The 19,421-nt window shown below is 72.5% G+C and carries 21 protein-coding genes; 8 read left to right on the top strand and 13 right to left on the bottom strand.

All coding sequences use genetic code 11. The annotated features are described in order from the left end of the window. Nucleotides 1-74: 74 nt before the first annotated feature. A complete protein-coding gene (locus tag ACZ5NJ_RS35270) occupies nt 75-431 on the bottom strand; it encodes a hypothetical protein (protein ID WP_468770515.1) in 357 nt (118 codons plus the stop codon). Between the two features lie 107 nt (nt 432-538). Between ACZ5NJ_RS35270 and ACZ5NJ_RS35265 the strand changes: the two genes are divergently transcribed. Continuing rightward, nucleotides 539-880 carry a hypothetical protein gene (locus ACZ5NJ_RS35265; RefSeq protein ID WP_468770514.1) on the top strand — a complete coding sequence of 114 codons (342 nt, stop codon included), beginning with the start codon at nt 539-541 and terminating at the stop codon, nt 878-880. Nucleotides 881-1,024: 144 nt separating this feature from the next. Beyond that, complete coding sequence (locus tag ACZ5NJ_RS35260) at nt 1,025-2,281, top strand: L,D-transpeptidase (protein WP_468770512.1); 1,257 nt, start codon at nt 1,025-1,027, stop codon at nt 2,279-2,281. A 75-nt stretch (nt 2,282-2,356) separates the two neighbouring features. On the opposite strand, the gene ACZ5NJ_RS35255 is transcribed toward ACZ5NJ_RS35260, so the two are convergent. Further along, nucleotides 2,357-3,289: a helix-turn-helix domain-containing protein gene (locus ACZ5NJ_RS35255; RefSeq protein ID WP_468770511.1), complete on the bottom strand. Its 933-nt coding sequence runs from the start codon at nt 3,287-3,289 to the stop codon at nt 2,357-2,359. Between the two features lie 200 nt (nt 3,290-3,489). Between ACZ5NJ_RS35255 and ACZ5NJ_RS35250 the strand changes: the two genes are divergently transcribed. After that, complete coding sequence (locus tag ACZ5NJ_RS35250) at nt 3,490-4,536, top strand: NAD(P)-dependent alcohol dehydrogenase (RefSeq protein WP_468770509.1); 1,047 nt, start codon at nt 3,490-3,492, stop codon at nt 4,534-4,536. 79 nt (nt 4,537-4,615) lie between these two features. On the opposite strand, the gene msrA is transcribed toward ACZ5NJ_RS35250, so the two are convergent. The 4 genes from msrA to ACZ5NJ_RS35230 all read right to left on the bottom strand — a co-directional run bounded on the left by msrA (nt 4,616) and on the right by ACZ5NJ_RS35230 (nt 9,396). Continuing rightward, entirely contained in the window at nt 4,616-5,284 is a 669-nt protein-coding gene (msrA, locus tag ACZ5NJ_RS35245; protein ID WP_468770507.1) for a peptide-methionine (S)-S-oxide reductase MsrA, read from the bottom strand. Nucleotides 5,285-5,355: 71 nt separating this feature from the next. Beyond that, a complete protein-coding gene (locus tag ACZ5NJ_RS35240; protein WP_468770506.1) occupies nt 5,356-6,498 on the bottom strand; it encodes a hypothetical protein in 1,143 nt (380 codons plus the stop codon). Continuing rightward, the gene (locus ACZ5NJ_RS35235; RefSeq protein ID WP_468770504.1) at nt 6,495-8,093 is read right to left on the bottom strand and encodes a M48 family metalloprotease; all 1,599 of its coding nucleotides are present in this window, start codon (nt 8,091-8,093) and stop codon (nt 6,495-6,497) included. Before ACZ5NJ_RS35235 ends, ACZ5NJ_RS35240 begins: the two co-directional genes overlap by 4 nt. Nucleotides 8,094-8,289: 196 nt before the next feature. After that, a complete protein-coding gene (locus ACZ5NJ_RS35230; protein WP_468770503.1) occupies nt 8,290-9,396 on the bottom strand; it encodes a hypothetical protein in 1,107 nt (368 codons plus the stop codon). Nucleotides 9,397-9,537: 141 nt separating this feature from the next. On the opposite strand from ACZ5NJ_RS35230, the gene ACZ5NJ_RS35225 reads away from it, so the two are divergent. After that, nucleotides 9,538-10,695: a cystathionine gamma-synthase gene (locus ACZ5NJ_RS35225; RefSeq protein ID WP_468770501.1), complete on the top strand. Its 1,158-nt coding sequence runs from the start codon at nt 9,538-9,540 to the stop codon at nt 10,693-10,695. 25 nt (nt 10,696-10,720) lie between these two features. On the opposite strand, the gene ACZ5NJ_RS35220 is transcribed toward ACZ5NJ_RS35225, so the two are convergent. From ACZ5NJ_RS35220 to ACZ5NJ_RS35210, 3 genes are all read right to left on the bottom strand, one after another. Then, nucleotides 10,721-10,972, bottom strand: coding sequence for a hypothetical protein (locus ACZ5NJ_RS35220; protein WP_468770500.1), 252 nt, complete (start codon nt 10,970-10,972; stop codon nt 10,721-10,723). After that, nucleotides 10,969-11,409, bottom strand: a complete 441-nt coding sequence (locus tag ACZ5NJ_RS35215) for an RNA polymerase (RefSeq protein WP_468770498.1) — start codon at nt 11,407-11,409, stop codon at nt 10,969-10,971. The genes ACZ5NJ_RS35220 and ACZ5NJ_RS35215 overlap by 4 nt, the downstream gene beginning before the upstream one ends. 67 nt (nt 11,410-11,476) lie before the next feature. Further along, on the bottom strand, nt 11,477-11,998 hold the full coding sequence (locus tag ACZ5NJ_RS35210; protein ID WP_468770497.1) for a MarR family winged helix-turn-helix transcriptional regulator: 522 nt from the start codon (nt 11,996-11,998) through the stop codon (nt 11,477-11,479). A 238-nt stretch (nt 11,999-12,236) separates the two neighbouring features. On the opposite strand from ACZ5NJ_RS35210, the gene ilvA reads away from it, so the two are divergent. The 3 genes from ilvA to ACZ5NJ_RS35195 all read left to right on the top strand — a co-directional run bounded on the left by ilvA (nt 12,237) and on the right by ACZ5NJ_RS35195 (nt 15,451). After that, a complete protein-coding gene (ilvA, locus tag ACZ5NJ_RS35205; RefSeq protein WP_468770496.1) occupies nt 12,237-13,466 on the top strand; it encodes a threonine ammonia-lyase in 1,230 nt (409 codons plus the stop codon). Between the two features lie 159 nt (nt 13,467-13,625). Continuing rightward, nucleotides 13,626-14,597, top strand: a complete 972-nt coding sequence (locus tag ACZ5NJ_RS35200; protein WP_468770494.1) for an ATP-binding cassette domain-containing protein — start codon at nt 13,626-13,628, stop codon at nt 14,595-14,597. Beyond that, nucleotides 14,594-15,451, top strand: a complete 858-nt coding sequence (locus ACZ5NJ_RS35195; protein ID WP_468770492.1) for an ABC transporter permease — start codon at nt 14,594-14,596, stop codon at nt 15,449-15,451. Before ACZ5NJ_RS35200 ends, ACZ5NJ_RS35195 begins: the two co-directional genes overlap by 4 nt. Nucleotides 15,452-15,552: 101 nt before the next feature. Here the strand turns inward: ACZ5NJ_RS35195 and greA are convergent, their stop codons facing one another. The 4 genes from greA to ACZ5NJ_RS35175 form a co-directional block, all read right to left on the bottom strand. Continuing rightward, nucleotides 15,553-16,053, bottom strand: a complete 501-nt coding sequence (greA, locus tag ACZ5NJ_RS35190; RefSeq protein WP_468770490.1) for a transcription elongation factor GreA — start codon at nt 16,051-16,053, stop codon at nt 15,553-15,555. A 109-nt stretch (nt 16,054-16,162) separates the two neighbouring features. Next, complete coding sequence (locus ACZ5NJ_RS35185; protein WP_468770489.1) at nt 16,163-16,672, bottom strand: cupin domain-containing protein; 510 nt, start codon at nt 16,670-16,672, stop codon at nt 16,163-16,165. Nucleotides 16,673-16,765: 93 nt separating this feature from the next. Continuing rightward, nucleotides 16,766-17,908, bottom strand: a complete 1,143-nt coding sequence (locus tag ACZ5NJ_RS35180; protein WP_468770487.1) for a hypothetical protein — start codon at nt 17,906-17,908, stop codon at nt 16,766-16,768. Nucleotides 17,909-18,019: 111 nt separating this feature from the next. Continuing rightward, nucleotides 18,020-18,433, bottom strand: coding sequence for a DUF4307 domain-containing protein (locus ACZ5NJ_RS35175; protein ID WP_468770485.1), 414 nt, complete (start codon nt 18,431-18,433; stop codon nt 18,020-18,022). A gap of 106 nt (nt 18,434-18,539) precedes the next feature. Here ACZ5NJ_RS35175 and mca point away from each other — a divergent pair, with 106 nt between their 5' ends. Next, complete coding sequence (mca, locus tag ACZ5NJ_RS35170) at nt 18,540-19,421, top strand: mycothiol conjugate amidase Mca (RefSeq protein WP_468770484.1); 882 nt, start codon at nt 18,540-18,542, stop codon at nt 19,419-19,421.

Genomic DNA, 19,421 nt, shown 5'->3' with positions numbered 1-19,421 from the left:
CGGGGCGTCCCGGGGCGCGGCCTCGCCCTTTTCCCCCGCGAGGCGGGGTGGCGAGCCACGGGGACCGACAGGCCCTAGCCCACCCGTGAGCGGCGGACCGAGAACGTGACGAAGCCGGCTCCCAGGCCCAGGCACAAGGTGCCGCCCAGGACGTACGGGGTGGTGTCGACGCTGCCCGTGTCGGCCAGGGAGAGCACCGTGACCGTGGCGGGGTGCGCCTCCGGGGTGAGGGCGTCGTCTTCCGTGCCCCCGCCCGTACTCCCGGCCCCGTCCTCGCCCGTGACCGTCACCGTGCCCGTGTTGGCGGCGGCGGGGGTTCCGGAGGAGGTCTCGGGGGTCGGGGCGGTGGCGTTGGCCGACGGGACGAACCAGAGGGCGGCGAGAAGGGTGGTCGCTCCGAGAGCGGTGAGCAGCGGTCGGCGTGCGGACACGGGGCGATCCCCCTTGCGGAAGCAGCGAATTGGCCGTGTGCGCAGATGCTAGTGAAAGGGGCGGGTCGCGGGAAAGTCGAGGCTGTCGCGGGCTTACTCTCCGTCGTATGAACCCTTCTGAGACATCACGTTACGTCCGGCTTCGGGTGGATCTGGTGCTGGAGGTGTCGGATTCCGATGCCCTCATCGGCGCCGCCCTCGCCCACATCAAGGCCGACGAGTTCATGCCGGACGAGGAACGCGGCCACGCCGAGTCCGCGGTGCGGGAAGACGAATCCGAGGCCCTGGCCTACCTCGTCGACCCGACCGACCTGGTCGCGGAGCTCGCCGGCGTGGAGCTGGCCCAGGCCTCCTGGAGCAGTGAACCCGTCGAATACGACCCCGAGTCCCTGGAGTGGGACCTGGGCGAGGAAGATGGGGACTTCGAAGAAGAGGCCGACAACGCCTGACCGTGGGGTTGCACACATTCGAACGGAGTGTGGAACCGAACCGCGTCGTTCACGCGTTGTCAGGACGTGCAGGGGGCGATGTCCCCTGCCCGGCCCGATCCCGGGAATGCAGCCTCGGGGTTTCCGGCAACGATGGAGTGACGTGTGAGGACGTACAGCAAGCGGCGGCGAAGGTCCCTGGTGGCCGTGTCCGCCGTGCTCGGCGGCGTACTGATGCTTTCGGCCTGCAATGACGGGGGTGACGACAAGTCTCAGGGCGGGGGCTCGGCCAAGTCCCAGGCCGATGTCGACGCGGCGGCGGCGAAGGACGCCTCCAAGGCGAAGATAGCGATCACGCCGAAGGACGGCGCCACCAACATAGCCACGACCGACGGAGCGAGCGTCACGGTCAGCGACGGCACGCTCACCAAGGTCGAGTTGAAGAGCTCGGACGGTGCGGCCGTGGAAGGCAAGATCGCGGCCGACGGCAAGAGCTGGAAGCCCGACGCCGCGCTGAAGCGTTCCACGAAGTACGCCCTGTCGGCGACGGCGAAGGACGCGTCCGGGCGCGAGGCGCACGAGAACGCCTCCTTCACCACCCTGTCGCCCGAGAACAGCTTCATCGGCGACTACACGCCGGAAGAGGGTCAGACGGTCGGCGTGGGCATGCCGGTCTCGATCAACTTCAACAAGCCGATCAAGGACATGAAGGCCGTCCAGGCGGCCATCACGGTCAGCTCCAGCAGCGGCCAGGAGGTCGTCGGCCACTGGTTCGGCAACCAGCGCCTGGACTTCCGTCCGGAGGAGTACTGGAAGGCGAACTCCACCGTCACCCTGAAGCTGGCGCTCCAGGGCGTGCAGGGCGCGCCCGGCATCCAGGGCGTGCAGAACAAGACGGTCACCTTCAAGATCGGCCGGAGCCAGGTCTCCACGGTCGACACGAAGACCAAGAAGATGACGGTCACCCGCGACGGGCAGGTCCTCAAGACCATCCCGATCTCGGCGGGCTCCCCGGAGAACCCGACCTACAACGGTCAGATGGTGATCTCCGAGAAGTTCAAGGAGACCCGGATGGACGGCTCCACCGTCGGCTTCAAGAACAGCGAGGGCAAGGGCGAGTACGACATCAAGGACGTCCCGCACGCGATGCGGCTGTCCACGTCGGGCACGTTCATCCACGGCAACTACTGGGGCGCCGACTCGATCTTCGGCAGCGTGAACACCAGCCACGGCTGTGTCGGTCTCAACGACTCCAAGGGCGCCAACGACCCGGACACCGCCGGTGCCTGGTTCTACGAGAACTCGCTCATCGGCGACGTGGTCACCGTGGTGAACTCCCCGGACAAGACCATCAAGCCGGACAACGGCCTCAACGGCTGGAACATGAGCTGGGCGGAGTGGAAGGCCGGCCCGTCCGCGTGATGGGACGTGAGTGACGTGGCCTGACCCGAGGTACGGAAACGGCGGGGAGCCCTCTGGCTCCCCGCCGTTTCGCGTTCAGGCCCGCTCCTCCGCGGACGCGGACGAGGCCGGGGCAGGGGCCGGGGCCGGGTTCGGGTTCGAGGGCACGGCCGCCGGGGCCATGGGGGCCGTCCACGACGACAGCAGGCGCAGGGCGTCCGCCGACGGGGAGCCCGGCTCGGCGTGGAAGGTGACCAGGAACTGCGCCGGGTCGTCGGGCAGCGTCAGCGTCTCGAAGGCCAGCTCCAGCTCGCCCACCAGCGGGTGCCGCAGCCGCTTCAACCCGTGCGTCTTGTCGGCCACCGTGTGCGCCGCCCACAGCCGCCGGAACTCCTCGTTCTTCACCGACAACTCCCCGACCAGCGCCGTCAGCTGCTCGTCGTCGGGATGCTGGCCGGCGTACAGGCGCAGGTTGCTGACGACCTCGCAGGCCCGGCACTCCCAGTCCGCGTAGAGCTCCGCCGTCGCCGGGTCGAGGAACACCAGCCGCACCAGGTTGCGCTCCGCCGCGGGGTGCGCGGCGAAGTCCCCGAAGACCGCCGCCGCCAGCCGGTTCCAGCCGATCACGTCCTGGCGCCGCCCCACCAGGTACGCCGGTACGCCCTCCATGGCGTCCAGCAGCGTGCGCAGCTCCGGGCGGACCCGCTGGGGGCGCCGGGTGCGGCCCTGCTTGCGGGTGCGCGGGCTCGCCAGGTGGTTGAGGTGCGCCGTCTCCGTGTCGCCCAGGCGCAGCGCCCGTGCGACGGCGTCCAGGACCTCCGCGGAGACGTTGTGGCCGTGGCCCTGCTCCAGGCGCGTGTAGTACGCCACCGACACCCCGGCCAGCTGCGCCAGCTCCTCCCGGCGCAGCCCCGGGACCCGGCGGCGCCCGTAGTCGGGCAGGCCCACGTCCTCGGGGCGCAGCCGGGCGCGGCAGGTGCGGAGGAAGTCGCCCAGTTCGGCTCGTTGGTCCAGGTGGTGGGGGTCCATAGCGCCAGTATCCGTGGCGGGAGGGCGCGGCGCGGGGCTCAGCCTGACCCCCTCAGGGGTAGGTCCGGCAGTCCTAGGTTCAGCAGGGGGCTGGGTGGCCGCGGCGCGGCGGGGCATCGTGGAGCCCATCGCAGTACGGACGCCCCGGCCGGCCCTTCCGGCAGGCCCGGGCGTCCTCGTCCGTCCGAGGAGAGCACCCCATGTCCGTCACCCAGGTAGCCGCCTACGCGGCCCCCGCCCCCAAGGCGCCGCTGGAGCGCACGACCGTTCCGCGCCGTCCGGTCGGCGAGCACGACGTCCTCATCGAGATCAAGTACGCGGGCATCTGCCATTCCGACATCCACCAGGCCCGTGACGGCTGGGGCGAAGGCATCTTCCCCATGGTCCCGGGCCACGAGATCGCCGGTGTGGTGGCCGAGGTCGGTGCGGGCGTGTCGCGGTTCGCAGTCGGCGACCAGGTCGGCGTCGGCTGCATGGTCGACAGCTGCCGGGAGTGCGAGTACTGCCTGGCCGGGCAGGAGCAGCACTGCGTGCGGGGCATGACCGGCACGTACAACGCGCTCGGCCGGGACGGTGAGCCCACGTACGGCGGCTACTCCACGCACCTGGTCGTGGACGAGAACTACGCCGTCCGCATCCCCGAGGGCCTGTCCCTCGACGTGGCCGCGCCGCTGCTGTGCGCCGGCATCACCCTGTACTCCCCGCTGAAGCACTGGGGGGCGGGGCCGGGCAAGAAGGTCGCGGTCGTCGGCCTGGGCGGCCTCGGGCACATGGGCGTGAAGATCGCGCACGCGCTGGGCGCGGAGGTGACCGTCCTGTCGCAGTCCCTGCGCAAGAAGGAGGACGGCCTGCGGCTGGGCGCCGACCACTACTACGCGACCGCCGACGAGGCCACGTTCGAGGAGCTGAGGGGCCGCTTCGACCTGATCCTGTCCACGGTCTCGGCCCCGCTGGGCCTGGACCGGTACCTGTCCCTGCTGCGGGTCGGCGGCGCGCTGGTGAACGTGGGCGCGCCGGAGGAGCCGGTGGAGCTGAACCTGTTCTCGGTCATCGGCGGCAACAAGACGCTGGCCGGCTCCATGATCGGCGGCATCGCCGAGACCCAGGAGATGCTCGACTTCTGCGCCGAGCACGGCCTGGGCTCGGAGATCGAGGTGATCGGCGCCGAGCAGATCAACGAGGCCTACGAGCGGGTCCTGGCCAGCGACGTCCGCTACCGCTTCGTGATCGACGCCTCGACCATCTGATCCGCGGACGCCACCCCCGGCCCCGGCAGGCGCCGTGTCCTGCCGGCCGGGGAGGGGGCGGGGCCGGAGCCCGGGGCGGTCAGGCGCCCGGTGCCGGGGCGACGCCGATCGGGCAGGAGACGCCCGTGCCGCCGATGCCGCAGTAGCCGCCGGGGTTCTTGTCCAGGTACTGCTGGTGGTAGGGCTCCGCCGGCCAGAAGGGTCGGTCTTCCGCCGGGAGGACGGCGGTGGTGATCGCGCCGTGGCCCGAGGACGTGAGGACGCGCTGGTAGGCGTCCCGGGAGGCCTCGGCGGCCTTCTGGTGGGCGGGGGAGTGGGTGTAGACCGCCGAGCGGTACTGGGTGCCGACGTCGTTGCCCTGGCGGAAGCCCTGGGTGGGGTCGTGGGACTCCCAGAACAGCTTCAGCAGGGTCTCGTAGGAGACGACGGCCGGGTCGAAGACCACCCGGACCACCTCCGTGTGGCCCGTCTGGCCGGAGCAGACCTCGTCGTACGACGGGTTCCGCGTGTAACCGCCCTGGTAGCCGGCCAGGGTGGTCCACACCCCGGGGGTCTGCCAGAACTTGCGCTCCGCGCCCCAGAAGCAGCCCAGGCCGAAGTCGGCCACCTCCAGGCCCTCCGGGTAGGGGCCGGCGAGGGGGTTGCCGAGGACGGTGTGGCGCTCGGGCAGCGAGAACTGCGCCTCCGGGCGGCCCTCGAGGGCCTCCTCGCGGGTGGGGAGCTCGGGCGTGCGGCGGTACGAGAACATGGAATTCCCTCCTTGTGGGAGGGACAACGGACGGGGGCGGGCGGGGATTCCCTCCCCGCCCGCCCCGGCGGTCACGCGTCCGGCGTCGTCACGTCCACCGCCCAGTCGCGGGCGTACAGGTAGCGCCGCTTCGGCTCGTCGGCGTACGTCCACGGCACGGCGCCGATGTACCCGTCGACGTGGCGGAACTGCTCGACCGCCTCCGCGTCCCGGTCCTGCCAGAACAGCAGGTGGGCCAGCATGTGCCGGATCAGGGGGGTGCCGGGGTGCGCGTGGCCGGCGGCGGCCAGGTCCGCGAGCGCCGCGTCCACGGCGGCGACGATCTCCGGCTCCTTGTAGTACGTCTCCGGCAGGAGGTCGGCCTCCCGCGTCTCCTGCTCGAAGTACGCCATGAGCGGGATCAGGGTCAGCAGGTCGCCCGGCTTCCCGGCGGCCGCCGACGCGCGGGCGTACTCCATGGCCAGCTCGTGCGAGCCCCGCCACTTCGCGCACCAGTACTGCAGGCCCGCGAGGTGCGACCACAGCAGGCGCGGGGCGCGCTCGGTGATCCGCTCCTCCAGCCGCCGGTATTCCTCGTGCGAGTAGCCCAGGCCCATGGCGATGGCCTGCTCGACGACGTACGGGCAGGGGTCCGCGGGGCCGGCCAGCCCCTGCGCCTCGTGCGCGTCGGCCCGGGCCTTGGTGAGCAGCCCGCGGAAGAGGCGGAACTGCTCCTGCGTGGTGCTGCTGCCGGACCGGCTGCCGCGCACGTTCCAGGCCACCATCACGCCGGTGTCGGCGTGGACCAGCGCCGCGGTGGGGTCCGCGGGCCGGGCCGCGCGCCAGGCCAGCAGCCAGGCGTCGTCCTCCGCGGCGGCCTCGGCCAGGGCGCGCACCCGCTCCAGCCGCTCCTGCCAGTCCTGTCCGGCGGCCTCGACGTACGCGGCGGCGGCCTCCCAGTCGCCCGAGCGGGCGGCTTCGAGGACGGTGAGGCGCTCGGCGGGGACCGGCGCCGGGTGGTCGGTGTCGAGGCCGGCCTCCGCGACGAAGCCCTGGGCGACGGCGGCGGCCGCCTTGCGGGCCCGCTCGTCGCTCCGGGCGGCCTCGGTCCGCGCGTCCAGAACGCCGATCTCGGCTTCGAGGCGCCTGGCCTTGCGGATGAGGAACACCCCGCGCAGCACCCAGCAGACGACGGCCGACAGCAGGATGCCGAGCACGGCGAGGACGACGGTCACGGGGCGAGCACCAGCTTGCGCAGCGGTCCGGTGTCGGGCTGGTCGGCGACGGCCGCGTCGAGGGCGGGGCCGAGCTCGTCCGCGAAACCGGGCACGGGGTAGGACAGGGCGGCCGCGTCCGACCAGGACAGCTCCCAGCGGGCGGCGCCGCGGGCGAGCAGTTCGACGGTGACCAGCCGTTCGACGGCGCGCCGGACGACCGGGCGGGCGAACTCGCGGGCGGTGCGGCCGGTCGCGGCCCGCGCCTCCTCGGACTTCGGGAAGCGGTCGGCGATCCGCCAGCGCACCGCCGGGTCGGCGTCGACGGCGTCCAGCAGGGCGTCCAGGCCGGGGCCCGCGCCTTCGGCGGTGAGGGCCTCGCGGATCTCCTCGGCGCCCCGGCCCGCGTAGGTGGTCATCGACCGGTGGACGAGCTCGTCCCAGTCCACCCGGGTGAGCGCCAGGGCCTCCGGGGTGAGGACGACCTGCTCCAGCGCGGCCAGCGCCTCCTGCGGGGAGGAGAGCAGCTCCAGCGCCGGGCGGGCCGCCTGGCCGGCGCGGCCGTCGTCGGGCAGGGCCTCGATGCGGGCCACGCGGTCGGCGAGCGCGGGGTGGGAGTCGTACGGGGAGGCGGGCTCGGTGGACAGCTCGCGGCGCAGGTCCTCCAGCTCGTCCGCACGGGCGTCGAGGAGGTGGCGCAGCCCGCCGAAGACCTCGCCGGGGCCGGGCAGCAGGCCGGCGCCGACGCCGAGGGTGGCGTACGAGCGCATGTAGAAGCCGTGCGCCGAGTCGAGGGCGTTGAGCTCGCGCAGCGCGGAGGCGGCGGAGTCACGGCCGGCGACGCGGACCGAGGCGAGGTCGGCGGCGAGTTCCTGGCGGCGCGAGGAGGACAGGGTGGCGCGCATGTAGAAGTGGGCGTACCCGGTGTAGATCTTCGCCATGGCGCGGTACGAGACGCCCGCGCCGTCGGTGTCGATCTCCTTGGCCTTCTTGCCCTGGGCGATCCGCTTCTCGGCGCGCTTCTCCTGCCGGGCGCGCTCCTTGGCCTCGGTGTTGTCGGCGCGCTCGTGGAAGTGGGTGATGGTGCGCACCAGTTGCGCGCGGCCGCGGGCGATGAGCGGGGTGAGGCGGGTGTCGAAATTGGCGTAGTGGCCCATCTCGTGGGCGAGGACGGCGCGCAGCTGCATCTCGTCCAGGCCGGTCATGAGGGGCAGCCCGAGGTAGAGGCGGCGGGTGCCGGACCGCAGGCCGAGGAACTCCGCGTCCTCGGAGACGGCGGCGTTGACCTCGTCGATCAGCACGATCTCGTCGGGCGCGCGGGTGCCGACCTGCTCGGCGATCTCGCGGACGGCCTGCCACAGGGCGGGCTCCTGCGCCTCGGTGACGCGGACGCCGGGCAGGGGCTCGCCCTTGGGGGTGCGGAGCATGAACATGCCGCGCACGACCGGGACGGCGAGGACCGCGGTACCGATGACGATCTTTCCGGCGGCCGCGCCGTGCAGCCAGGAGAAGGCCGCCCAGTCGGCGAGTCCGAGGACGGCGAGCAGGACGACGCTCAGCAGGTAGAAGCCTGCGAGCAGGACGAGGGCGCGCAGAGCGCGCAGCGAAGCGCCCATATGGACGGGTTCCCCCCACGGGATGGTGCGCCTTTGACGCGCACTTGGTGCGATGTTTACGCGCACCTTACGTCCCGGCGCCGGCGGCCGGGAGGCGGGGGGTACCGGCGGGTACGGGCGGCCCGGCGGGGCCGCCGGACCCGTCCCGGCCCGCCGTCCGCCGCCCGCGCCCCAACTCCCGTACGGGCGCCCCGGATCAGTGGGGCAGCGTTGCCGGGGAGCCGCCGTTCGCCTCGTAGCCCGCCACCGCCAGCGCCCGGACGACCGCGTACGCGTGCGCCGGGTCCTCGGCGGCCGACCAGGGGAGCGCGCCCACGTAGCCGTCGACGTGCCGCACCTGTTCCATCGCCTCCGCCCAGCGCTCCATCCGCACCAGGAACCACAGCAGCAGGTGCCGTACGTGCGCCAGCATCGGGTCGTCCGCCCGGGCCTGGTGCACCGCGAACAGGGCTCCCTCCACCGCCCGCGAGACGACCGCGGTCCGGCCGAAGTCGCTCACCAGGACCTGGTCGGGCAGGTTCTCGTACAGCGAGAACAGCGGCAGCGCGGCCAGCAGCGAACCGTGCGGGGCGCGGGCCGCGGCGGCCTCGGCGAAGGCGGCCGCCTTCTCCCGCGAACCGTGCCACTTCTCGCACCAGTAGTGCAGGGCCGCCAGATGGGCGCCCATGTGGGCGGGCGCCACGTCGATCACCTTGGCCCACAGGGCGTCGAACTCCGCCTCCGCGTAGCCCAGTCCCCGTGCCACCGCCAGCTCCGTGATGAACGGCACCGGGTCGCCGGGCGCCAGCAGCGCCGCTTTGCGGCAGGCCTCCCGCGCCTCCTCCAGGATGATCCGGTGGTCCTGCGCGCCCACCCCGCCCGAGGACCGCCAGGCCTGCTGCACCAGCAGCTCCGCGTGCACCTGGGCGCCGCCCGCGTCCTTCTCCGCCTCCAGCCGCCACGCCTTCAGCCACGGCGCACCGGCCCCGGGACGCCGTACGAGGTCCAGCGCCGCCGCCCCGCCGAAGGCCTGCACCCGCTGCCAGCGCAGCTCGCCGTCCTTCGGGGTCCCGGCCAGCAGGGCGGAGGCGGCCTGCCACCCGCCGCCGCGCTGGACGTTCCCCAGAGCGTCCATCAGGTCCCGGTCGGGCCCGGGCACCCGGACGTCCAGCTCCTCCTGCCGCGCGAACCCGTAGTCCGCGGGGTCGGCGGCGTCGGGGCTGCCCGGGGAGACCAGGCGCAGCCCGCCGCGCCGGACCCGCACGAACCGGTAGATCATGAGCCCGGCCAGGGCCAACGTCATCAGGACCCACAAAATCTGCATGCCTCCCAGCGAACCAGACCGGGCGGGCCGAACGCGAATGCGAGGCCGCCCCGCTCCCCTCCCCGGCCCGGTCAGCTCCGGGTCAACGCCGTGTCAGGCCAGGAGAGGAACGATTCGCGTGCGGGGCATAGCATCTGCCCCATGAGCCACGACAGCCACGAGCACCAGAGCTTCGAGACCCGTGCGATCCACGCGGGCAACACGGCGGACCCGCAGACCGGCGCGGTCGTACCCCCGATCTACCAGGTGTCCACCTACAAGCAGGACGGTGTGGGCGGCCTGCGCGGCGGCTACGAGTACAGCCGCAGCGGCAACCCCACCCGCACCGCCCTGGAGGAGAACCTCGCGGCGCTGGAGGGCGGCCGGCGCGGCCTCGCCTTCGCGTCCGGGCTCGCCGCCGAGGACTGCCTGCTGCGCACGCTGCTCTCCCCGGGCGACCACGTGGTCATCCCCAACGACGCCTACGGCGGCACCTTCCGCCTCTTCGCCAAGGTCGTCTCCCGCTGGGGCGTGGAGTGGTCGGTCGCCGACACCTCCGACGCCGAGTCCGTGCGCGCGGCCCTCACCCCGAAGACGAAGGTCATCTGGGTCGAGACCCCCTCGAACCCGCTGCTGGGCATCACCGACATCGCGATGGTCGCGGACATCGCCCGCACGGCCGGCGCGAAGCTCGTCGTCGACAACACCTTCGCCTCCCCCTACCTCCAGCAGCCCCTCGCGCTCGGCGCCGACGTCGTCGTGCACTCGCTGACCAAGTACATGGGCGGCCACTCCGACGTCGTCGGCGGCGCCCTGGTCACCGCGGACGAGGCCCTCGGCGAGGAGCTCGCCTACCACCAGAACGCGATGGGCGCGGTCGCCGGGCCCTTCGACTCCTGGGTGGTGCTGCGCGGCATCAAGACCCTGGCCGTGCGCATGGACCGGCACGCGGAGAACGCGGCGAAGATCGTGGAGGTGCTCCAGCGCCACCCGAAGGTCACCAAGGTCCTCTACCCGGGCCTGCCCGAGCACCCGGGCCACGAGGTCGCCGCCAAGCAGATGCGCAACTTCGGCGGCATGATCTCCTTCCAGGTCGCCGGCGGCGAGGAAGAGGCCGTCGCGGTCTGCGGCCGCACCCGGATCTTCACCCTGGCCGAGTCCCTCGGCGGCGTCGAGTCCCTCATCGAGCACCCGGGCCGCATGACCCACGCCTCGGTGGCCGGCTCGGCCCTGGAGGTCCCCGCCGACCTGATCCGCCTGTCCGTCGGCATCGAGAACGCCGACGACCTCATCGCGGACCTCACCCAGGCCCTCGGCTGAGTCGTCTCCGTCCGCCCCGGAGGGCCTACCAGCCCTCCAGGGGCGGCGAGACGTGACTCGGCGGCGTCACCCACGGGTGCGCCAGCGCCGCCCACACCGCGAAGGCCACCGCCGCCGCCCACAGCACCGCCCAGCCCAGCCGGCGCAGGGCGCGGCGCCGGCGCAGCAGCCGCCGCCCCCGGGCCGCGGCGGCCGGGGCCAGACCGGCCGGCACCGCCGGATGCGGCCCCTCCAGCAGCTGCCTGACCTGGGCTTCCTTACGGTCGTACCCGCTCATGCCGCCCCCGCCGAGGACCGCGCCGTCTCGCGCAGCGCGGCCACCGCCCGGTTGCGCAGGGCCTCGACCCGCTCCGGCGCCAGCCCCAGCTGCGCGGCCGTCACCTCCTCGGCGACGCCCTCGTAGACCCGCATCACCAGCACCAGCCGCTGCACCGGGCTCAGCGGTGCGAGGACCCCGCTGCCCGGCGGCAGCCGCCGCGCGGTGCGCGCGTACAGGGCGCAGACCTCCTGGCGGGTGTGGTCGTACGGGTCGTCACCGCGCAGCCGCTCCCAGCGCGCGTACGTACGGGCCAGCGCGCCGGCGAGGACGCGGTGCGCGGCGTACGCCTGCGCCGGGGGCTCGGCCGTCAGCAGGACCGCGACGTGCAGGAGCCGCCCCGCCGCGCCCGCGACGAAGGCCTCGAACTCCGGGTCCCGCCCCGCTCGCCGGTCCACAGCCCCATGGTGCGGCCTGCGCCACCACCCCGGTCAAGGGGTGGGACGCGGCGGGATCACCGCCGTCTCAGGAGGCGGGGCCGCCCTCGGCGCCGGCGGCCATCAGCTCCGACAGCGAGCCGTTGAAACGGGTCAGCAGCCGCGTGAACACCTCGCGCTCGTCCTCCGCCCAGCCCTCCGTCACCCGCGCCATCAGCTCGCGCCGCGAGGAGCGGACCTCCTCCAGCCGCGCCAGCCCGCGCGGGGACAGCGCGAGGACCACGGCCCGGCCGTCCTCGGGGTGCGAGGTGCGCTTGACCAGCCCGCCGTCGACCAGCGGGGCCACCTGCCGGGTGACGGTGGAGGAGTCGATGCCCATGCCGGCCGCGAGCGCCTTCACGCCCATCGGGCCTTCGAGGTCGAGCCGGTTCAGCAGCAGGTACGCGGCGCGGTCCATGGAGTTGCGGGCCTGGCCGACCCCGCCGAGGCGGGTCTGCTCGGCCCGGCGGGCGAAGACGGCGACCTGGTGCTGGAGCGCGTCCAGGAGTCCGGATCCGGCGGGCGCTTCGGCCGCCGTGGGCAGGTCGGAACTGGCCGGGATGGAGGGCATGGCCGTGGCTCTCTTCGCATGGGGCCGACAAGGATGGGGGACAGAGTACGCGGCCTCGCGGCGGCTCGTACGCCGCGTTTGACAACTGATACGCCCCGTCCGCGCGGCCGCCCCCGGCCCGTTCCGCATGGCGAGATTCCGCCCCCCTGCCCGGGTCCGCCCGGGCCCTGCCCCACGGCCGCGCGGACGCCCCGTCCATCCCTGCGCCGGGGCCCCCTCGGGCTGCGAGACTGGCCGCATGAACTACCGCGTGCAGCCCGTTCCCCAGGTGATCCTCGACGACGTCCGCGGGGCTCAGAAGATGCTGTCCGGGGTGTCCCGGACGACCGCCATGGAGGGCAGCCGGCACCTCACCTCGCTCGTGGGCGCCCCGGTCCACCTCAAGTGCGAGAACCTCCAGCGCACCGGCTCCTTCAAGCTGCGCGGCGCGTACGTGCGCATCGCGGGCCTGCGCCCGGAGCAGCGGGCCGCCGGGGTCGTCGCCGCGAGCGCCGGCAACCACGCCCAGGGCGTGGCGCTGGCGTCCTCCCTGCTCGGGGTCCGCTCCACCGTGTTCATGCCGGTCGGCGCCCCGCTGCCCAAGGTGGCGGCCACCCAGGAGTACGGGGCCGAGGTGCGGCTGGAGGGGCAGGTCGTCGACGAGTCCCTGGCCGCCGCGCAGGAGTACGCGGACCGCACCGGCGCGGTGTTCATCCACCCCTTCGACCACCGCGACATCATCGCCGGCCAGGGCACCGTCGGACTGGAGATCCTGGAGCAGTGCCCCGAGGTCCGCACGATCCTCGTCGGGGTCGGCGGCGGCGGGCTGGCCGCGGGCATCGCGGTGGCGGTCAAGGCGCTGCGCCCGGACGTGAAGGTGATCGGCGTGCAGGCGGCGGGCGCGGCCGCGTACCCGCCCTCCCTCCGGGCCGGCCACCCGGTGTCGGTCGACCGGCCCGTCACGATGGCCGACGGCATCAAGGTCGGCCGCCCCGGCGACGTCCCGTTCGCGATCATCGGGGAACTGCTGGACGACGTACGGACGGTGTCGGAGGACGCCCTGTCCAGCGCGCTGCTGCTGTGCCTGGAGCGGGCCAAGCTGGTCGTCGAGCCGGCCGGGTGCGCCCCCGTGGCCGCGCTGCTGAGCGAGCCCGAGCGGTACGCGGGCGGGCCGGTGGTGGCGGTGCTGTCCGGCGGCAACGTCGACCCGCTGCTGCTCCAGCGGATCCTGCGGCACGGCATGGCGGCGGCGGGCCGCTACCTGTCGCTGCGGCTGCGGGTGGCGGACGCGCCGGGGGCCCTGGCGGGGCTGCTGGGGGTGCTGTCGACGGTGGACGCGAACGTGCTGGACGTCAGCCACGTACGGACCGACCCGCGCCTCGGTCTCACCGAGGTGGAGGTGGAGCTGCACCTGGAGACGAAGGGGCCGGAACACTGCAGGGAGGTCGCCCGCACCCTGCACGGCGCGGGGTACCGGGTGATGGGCTGAGCCCGCCCGGAACACACGTGCGTACGCCCACCCCATGGCGGAACGCGATATGACGCGATATGGTGCCGTTGCGCCGCGCGAGCCCTGCCCGGCGCCCCTACGCTGTGCCTAGTACATGCCCCGATCCGAATCATCGCTCTGATCGCTGGGAGAATCCGTATGCCAGGCGCCATCTACGCCGAAGGCCTGGTCAAGACCTTCGGCGACGTACGGGCACTGGACGGCGTGGACCTCGACGTCCCCGAGGGAACCGTGCTGGGCCTCCTCGGCCCGAACGGCGCGGGCAAGACCACGACCGTACGCGTCCTGACCACCCTCCTCCGGCCCGACAGCGGCCGGGCCGTCGTCGCCGGGATCGACGTCCTCAAGCACCCCAACGAGGTCCGCCGCTCCATAGGCCTCTCCGGCCAGTTCGCCGCCGTCGACGAATACCTCACCGGCCGCGAGAACCTCCGGATGGTCGGCCAGCTCTACCAGATGAGCGGACGCACGGCCAAGGCGCGGGCCGTCGAGCTCCTGGAGCGCTTCGACCTCGCCGAGGCCGCCGACCGCACCGCCAAGACCTACTCCGGCGGCATGCGCAGACGCCTCGACCTCGCCGCCGCCCTCGTCGTCCGCCCGCCGGTGATGTTCATGGACGAGCCCACCACCGGCCTCGACCCCCGCAACCGCCAGGCCCTGTGGGACGTCATCGAGGAACTCGTCGCCGGCGGCACCACCCTCCTGCTCACCACCCAGTACCTGGAGGAGGCCGACCGCCTCGCCCACGACATCTGCGTGGTCGACCACGGCAAGGTCATCGCCCGCGGCACCTCCGACCAGCTCAAGGCCCAGACGGGCGGCGAACGCGTCGAGGTCGTCGTCCACGACCGCGAGCACATCACCCCCGCGCGCGAGGTCCTCGCCGGCTTCGGCCGCGGCGGGACCACCGTCGAGGAGCACACCCGCAAGCTGACCGTCCCCGTCCAGGGCGGCGCCAAGCTGCTCGCCGAGGTCATCCGCGAGCTGGACCTGCGGGGCATCGAGATCGACGACATCGGCCTGCGCCGCCCCACCCTCGACGACGTGTTCATCTCGCTCACCGGCCACGCGGCCGAGCTTGCCGAGAGCGGCAGGGGGGCGGCGAAGTGACCACCACCTTCTCCGGAACCGGGATCGCCGCCCCGCGCCCGCGCGGCGGCCTCGTCCAGGGCGTCCGCGACTCCCTGGTGATCGCCCGGCGCAATCTGATCCGGATGTCCCGGATCCCCGAGGTCATCGTGTTCGGGCTGGTCCAGCCGGTCATGTTCGTCGTGCTGTTCAGCTACGTCTTCGGCGGCTCGATCGCCGTCGGCGGCAGCACCTCACCGGCCGCCTACCGCGAGTTCCTCATGGCCGGCATCTTCGCCCAGACCGTCACCTTCGCCACCGCCGGCGCGGGCGCGGGCATCGCCGACGACATGCACAAGGGCCTGATCGACCGGTTCCGCTCCCTGCCCATGGCCCGTGGCGCGGTCCTGACCGGCCGCACCCTCGCCGACCTCGTCCAGACCGCGCTGACCGTGGTCGTCCTGGCGGCCGTCGCCCTGATCGTCGGCTGGCGCACCCACGAGAACATCGGCAAGGTCCTCGCGGGCTTCGTCCTGCTGCTCCTGCTCGGCTACGCCTTCTCCTGGATCGGCGCCCTGATCGGCCTGACGGTGCGCACCCCGGAGGCGGCCACCTCCGGCGGGCTGATCTGGCTGTTCCCGCTGACGTTCATCTCGAACGCCTTCGTCCCCTCCGAGAACATGCCGGCGTTCCTGCGGCACATCGCGGAGTGGAACCCCTTCAGCGCGACCGTCCAGGCGGCCCGCGAGCTCTTCGGCAACCTGCCCGAGGGCTACCCCGTGCCGGCGGCCTGGCCGATGCAGCACCCGGTCCTCGCGTCGGTCCTGTGGTCGCTGCTGATCATCGTGCTCTTCCGCACCCTCGCGGTCCGCAAGTACCGCTCGGCGACGGCCTGAGCCCGGGCGGCGTGTGCCCGGGCGCGCCGCCCGGGCACGCGCGAGCCCCCGCCGGATCCGGTCCGGCGGGGGCTCGCGCGTCGTCCTCGTAAAGGGGTGGCTCAGCCGTTGAAGGGCTTGACGGCCATGACCTTGACGGTGGCCTTCTTGCCGTTCGGCAGCTCGTACTGGGCGTCCTCGCCGACCTTCTTGCCCAGCACGCCCGAGCCCAGCGGGGACTGCGGGGAGTAGGTCTCGAAGTCGTCGGAGGCGTACTCGCGGGAGGCGAGCAGGAACTCCAGGGTGTCGTCCTCGTCGCCGTCGAACGCGATGGTCACGAGCATGCCCGGGGCCACCTCGCCCTCGGCCGTCGTGGGGGCGGTGCCGACCTTGGCGTTCTCGAGGAGCTGGGTGAGCTGGCGGACGCGGAGCTCCTGCTTGCCCTGCTCCTCCTTGGCCGCGTGGTAGCCGCCGTTCTCGCGCAGGTCACCCTCCTCGCGGGCAGCCGCGATCTTCATGGCGATCTCCGTGCGGGCGGGACCAGAGAGGTAGTCCAGCTCGGCCTTCAGCTGGTCGTACGCCGCCTGGGTCAGCCAGGTGACGCTCTCGCTCGTCTGGGTCACGGGTGCTCCTCGTCGGTACAGGGGACTTCAAAGCCGCCAGCGGCGGGCGAAACCACGAGCCTAACAATTCGGGAAGAAAAGGGGGAGGACACCCTGTGTATGAAGTGTGTCATTGGTCGCGGAGGGTGCGCGCGTCCTCCCAGGCGGTGCTGGTCCCGAAGTACGTGTCGTACAGGTCCTGGACCTCCAGCAGGCTCTCCGGCGGCACCTTCCCGAACCGGATGCGCTCCAGGTGGCGGAAGTACTCGAACCGCTCCACCCCCGGGGTGATGACCACCAGCATCTCGGCGCCCTCCCCGGGCGCGGCGGCGAAGGCGTGCTGCTGTCCCGGCGGCACGACGACCAGGTCGCCGGCCTCGGCGGTGACCACCTTGTCGCCGGCCAGCAGCTGGGCCGTCCCGTCGATCATGTAGAACATCTCGGCGGACCGGCCGTGGTGGTGGGGGCGGGCACCGTCGGAGCCGGCGCGCAGGCTCACGCGCACCGTGGACAGGTACCCGCCGGCGGCGGAACTGTCGGCCAGCAGCCGCAGGGTGGAGTCGGGCCCGTAGTGGATCTCCTCCGCGTCGGCGGCGCGGACCACTGTCGAGTCGTCGAAATCCGGGATGAACAGGGACATGCGGGGCTCCTGGGGCTACGGGTGGCTGAGGACGGAACACCCCCGTCCCTACCCCGCCCGGGGCGTGCGGTGAACGCCCCGGGCGGTCGTCCGTCAGCTCGTCGGGCGCTCGAAGTCGGTCAGGACGCAGCCGTCGACCTGGGCCTTCTGGATCCGGGATCCGGCGGGCGCGCTGAAGGCGGGCTCGCAGTCCACGCGCAGGAACCCCAGCTTGTAGAGCCCCTTGCGGACGGCCGGGTTGTTGCTCTCCACGGCGATGTCCGTGCCGACCATCAGCTTGCTCTGGGTGAGACTCCGCTGGTGCCCCACCTCGGCGAGCTGTGACTCCTTGGACACGGTCTGGAGGGCCTTCATGTCGGCGACGAGGTCCAGCCAGTTCATGTCCGCCGGCCTCGGCCCGCCGAGCTTTCCGCAGACCGCCCGCTGCTTGATGCCGGCGCCCCGGACGTCGCGGCCGACGACCGGCTGGTAGTCGATGGACGCGATGTGCTCGTTGGTGACCAGCATCTCCGTGCAGTCGACCGTCTTCGGGCTGACGAGCTTGCGGAGCTCCTCGATACTGGCCGCGCTCGGCAGGGCCGCGCCCTTGACGGGGCTGCCCTTGCCGTCCCGGCTGTTGACGAAGTCGGTCAGGACGCAGCCGTCGACCAGGGCCTTCTCCTTCTTGTAGCCCTCGGGCACGGTGAAGTCCGGGTTGCAGACCAGCACGCGCAGGTCCGACCTGACGAGGGCCAGGTTGGTTCCGGTCTTCTGCGCGGAGACCGTGAAGGTCTTGCCGTACAGCACCGGGTCGTAGAGGCCGGCGTCCCAGTACCCCTCGTCGAGCCGCTTCGTGATGTGGTCCTTGTAGGCCTGCTGGTGGACCTTCAGGTCCGAGACCATGGAGATGACGATCTCGTCCTGTTCCTTCGTGTCCGAGCAGATGCCGCGCTCGGTGACGGACCAGGCGCCGACGGGCGCGTACCCGGCGAGGTTCACGCGGTCGGCCGGGCCGGTGCTCAGGTCCTCGCAGGAGGTGTACTTCTGTACGTACGCCTGGGCCTCGGCGAGCGTGGCCGGCGCGGCGGCTGCGGCTGCGGCGGGGGAGGCCTTGGCGGAGGCTTCGGCAGTCGGTGCGGCGGTCGCGGTCGGGCTCGCGGGGGGCGGGGTCGCCTTGGCGGGGTCCTCGCAGGCGGTGGCGAGGCTGATGAGTGAGGCTATGGCTGCGGTCGCGGTCAGGGTCCGCTTGAAGCGCATGGGATTCTTCCGTCGGCGGGACAGGGCACGGGGGATGGCGTGCACATGCTAGGCGCGGAAGTGATCATGGCGTGGGGAGGGCGCGGGGTGCGGGGTGTCGCACCGGCCGGTTCAGCGGGCGGTGCCCGCCGCCTGGCAGCCGACCAGCTGGACCATGGTGGCGCGGGCCGTGGTCTTCAGCGTGACCACCTCGTCCACGCGCGTCGCCTTCTGCGGGAACGTGAAGTCCGCGCGGCCGACCTCGCTGTGGTCCTGGTCCTGCGAGTCGAGGGTGCAGACGCCGGTGACCGAGGCCTCCTTGCGGACCTCCAGGTGCACCTTCACCTCGGAGTCGGAGACGATCTGGAACTTGATCACCTCGGCGCTGACGCTCTGCCCGCCGACGTAGTCCCAGCCGATCCAGCCGACGACGGCCAGCAGTCCGACCCCGAGCACCGACCCGACGACCTTGAGCTTCCGGTCCGCACGCTCGTCCGCCGACCGGCCGTAACGGCCTTCCGGGAGCCCTTCGCGCACCGCGCTCATGATCGATTCCTCTCGCTGGGGAGGGTGAGGCACCCAGGAATTTTCCGTCCCCCGATTCGGTCAATATAGAGGTTGACCGTCGCGCCGAATCACAGAGGATCCTGTCTTGACCGAGCAGCTTCGACTGATGGCCGTGCACGCCCACCCCGACGACGAGTCGAGCAAGGGCGCGGCCACGATGGCCAAGTACGTTTCCGAGGGCGTGCCCGTCCTGGTGGTGACCTGCACCGGCGGTGAGCGCGGTTCCGTACTGAACCCCAAGCTCCAGGGCGACAAGTACATCGAGGAGAACATCCACGAGGTACGCGCCAAGGAGATGGACGAGGCCCGCGAGATCCTCGGCGTCGAGCAGGAATGGCTCGGCTACGTGGACTCCGGCCTGCCCGAGGGCGACCCGCTGCCCCCGCTGCCGGAGGGCTGCTTCGCCCTCGCGGACGTGGAGGAGGCCGCCGGCGAGCTGGTGAAGAAGATCCGCGCGTTCAAGCCGCAGGTCATCACCACGTACGACGAGAACGGCGGCTACCCGCACCCCGACCACATCATGACCCACAAGATCACGATGGTGGCCTTCGACGGCGCGGCCGACACCGACAAGTTCCCCGAGGCCGAGTACGGCGCCCCGTACCAGCCGCAGAAGCTCTACTACAACCAGGGCTTCAACAAGCCGCGCACCATCGCCCTCCACGAGGCGCTGCTGGCGCGCGGGCTGGAATCCCCCTACGGGGAGTGGCTGGAGCGGTGGAAGGAGTTCGAGCGCAAGGAGCGGACCCTCACCACGCACGTGCCCTGCGCGGACTTCTTCGAGATCCGTGACAAGGCCCTCATCGCGCACGCCACGCAGATCGACCCCGACGGCGGCTGGTTCCGCGTCCCGATGGAGATCCAGAAGGAGGTCTGGCCGACGGAGGAGTACGAGCTGGCGAAGTCGCTCGTCGACACTTCCCTCCCCGAGTCCGACCTCTTCGCGGGCATCCGGGAGAATGCGTAG

Source organism: Streptomyces sp. NPDC032091 (assembly GCF_055580265.1).
This window is presented reverse-complemented; position numbering and strand designations above follow the sequence as displayed.

Bases quoted from the DNA above. Each gene is read 5' to 3' on its own strand.
- ACZ5NJ_RS35265 (WP_468770514.1), top strand. From the start codon at position 539: ATGAACCCTTCTGAGACATCACGTTACGTCCGGCTTCGGGTGGATCTG.
- ACZ5NJ_RS35255 (WP_468770511.1), bottom strand. From the start codon at position 3,289: ATGGACCCCCACCACCTGGACCAACGAGCCGAACTGGGCGACTTCCTC.
- ACZ5NJ_RS35250 (WP_468770509.1), top strand. From the start codon at position 3,490: ATGTCCGTCACCCAGGTAGCCGCCTACGCGGCCCCCGCCCCCAAGGCG.
- msrA (WP_468770507.1), bottom strand. From the start codon at position 5,284: ATGTTCTCGTACCGCCGCACGCCCGAGCTCCCCACCCGCGAGGAGGCC.
- ACZ5NJ_RS35235 (WP_468770504.1), bottom strand. From the start codon at position 8,093: ATGGGCGCTTCGCTGCGCGCTCTGCGCGCCCTCGTCCTGCTCGCAGGC.
- ACZ5NJ_RS35230 (WP_468770503.1), bottom strand. From the start codon at position 9,396: ATGCAGATTTTGTGGGTCCTGATGACGTTGGCCCTGGCCGGGCTCATG.
- ACZ5NJ_RS35225 (WP_468770501.1), top strand. From the start codon at position 9,538: ATGAGCCACGACAGCCACGAGCACCAGAGCTTCGAGACCCGTGCGATC.
- ACZ5NJ_RS35220 (WP_468770500.1), bottom strand. From the start codon at position 10,972: ATGAGCGGGTACGACCGTAAGGAAGCCCAGGTCAGGCAGCTGCTGGAG.
- ACZ5NJ_RS35210 (WP_468770497.1), bottom strand. From the start codon at position 11,998: ATGCCCTCCATCCCGGCCAGTTCCGACCTGCCCACGGCGGCCGAAGCG.
- ilvA (WP_468770496.1), top strand. From the start codon at position 12,237: ATGAACTACCGCGTGCAGCCCGTTCCCCAGGTGATCCTCGACGACGTC.
- ACZ5NJ_RS35200 (WP_468770494.1), top strand. From the start codon at position 13,626: ATGCCAGGCGCCATCTACGCCGAAGGCCTGGTCAAGACCTTCGGCGAC.
- ACZ5NJ_RS35185 (WP_468770489.1), bottom strand. From the start codon at position 16,672: ATGTCCCTGTTCATCCCGGATTTCGACGACTCGACAGTGGTCCGCGCC.
- ACZ5NJ_RS35180 (WP_468770487.1), bottom strand. From the start codon at position 17,908: ATGCGCTTCAAGCGGACCCTGACCGCGACCGCAGCCATAGCCTCACTC.
- ACZ5NJ_RS35175 (WP_468770485.1), bottom strand. From the start codon at position 18,433: ATGAGCGCGGTGCGCGAAGGGCTCCCGGAAGGCCGTTACGGCCGGTCG.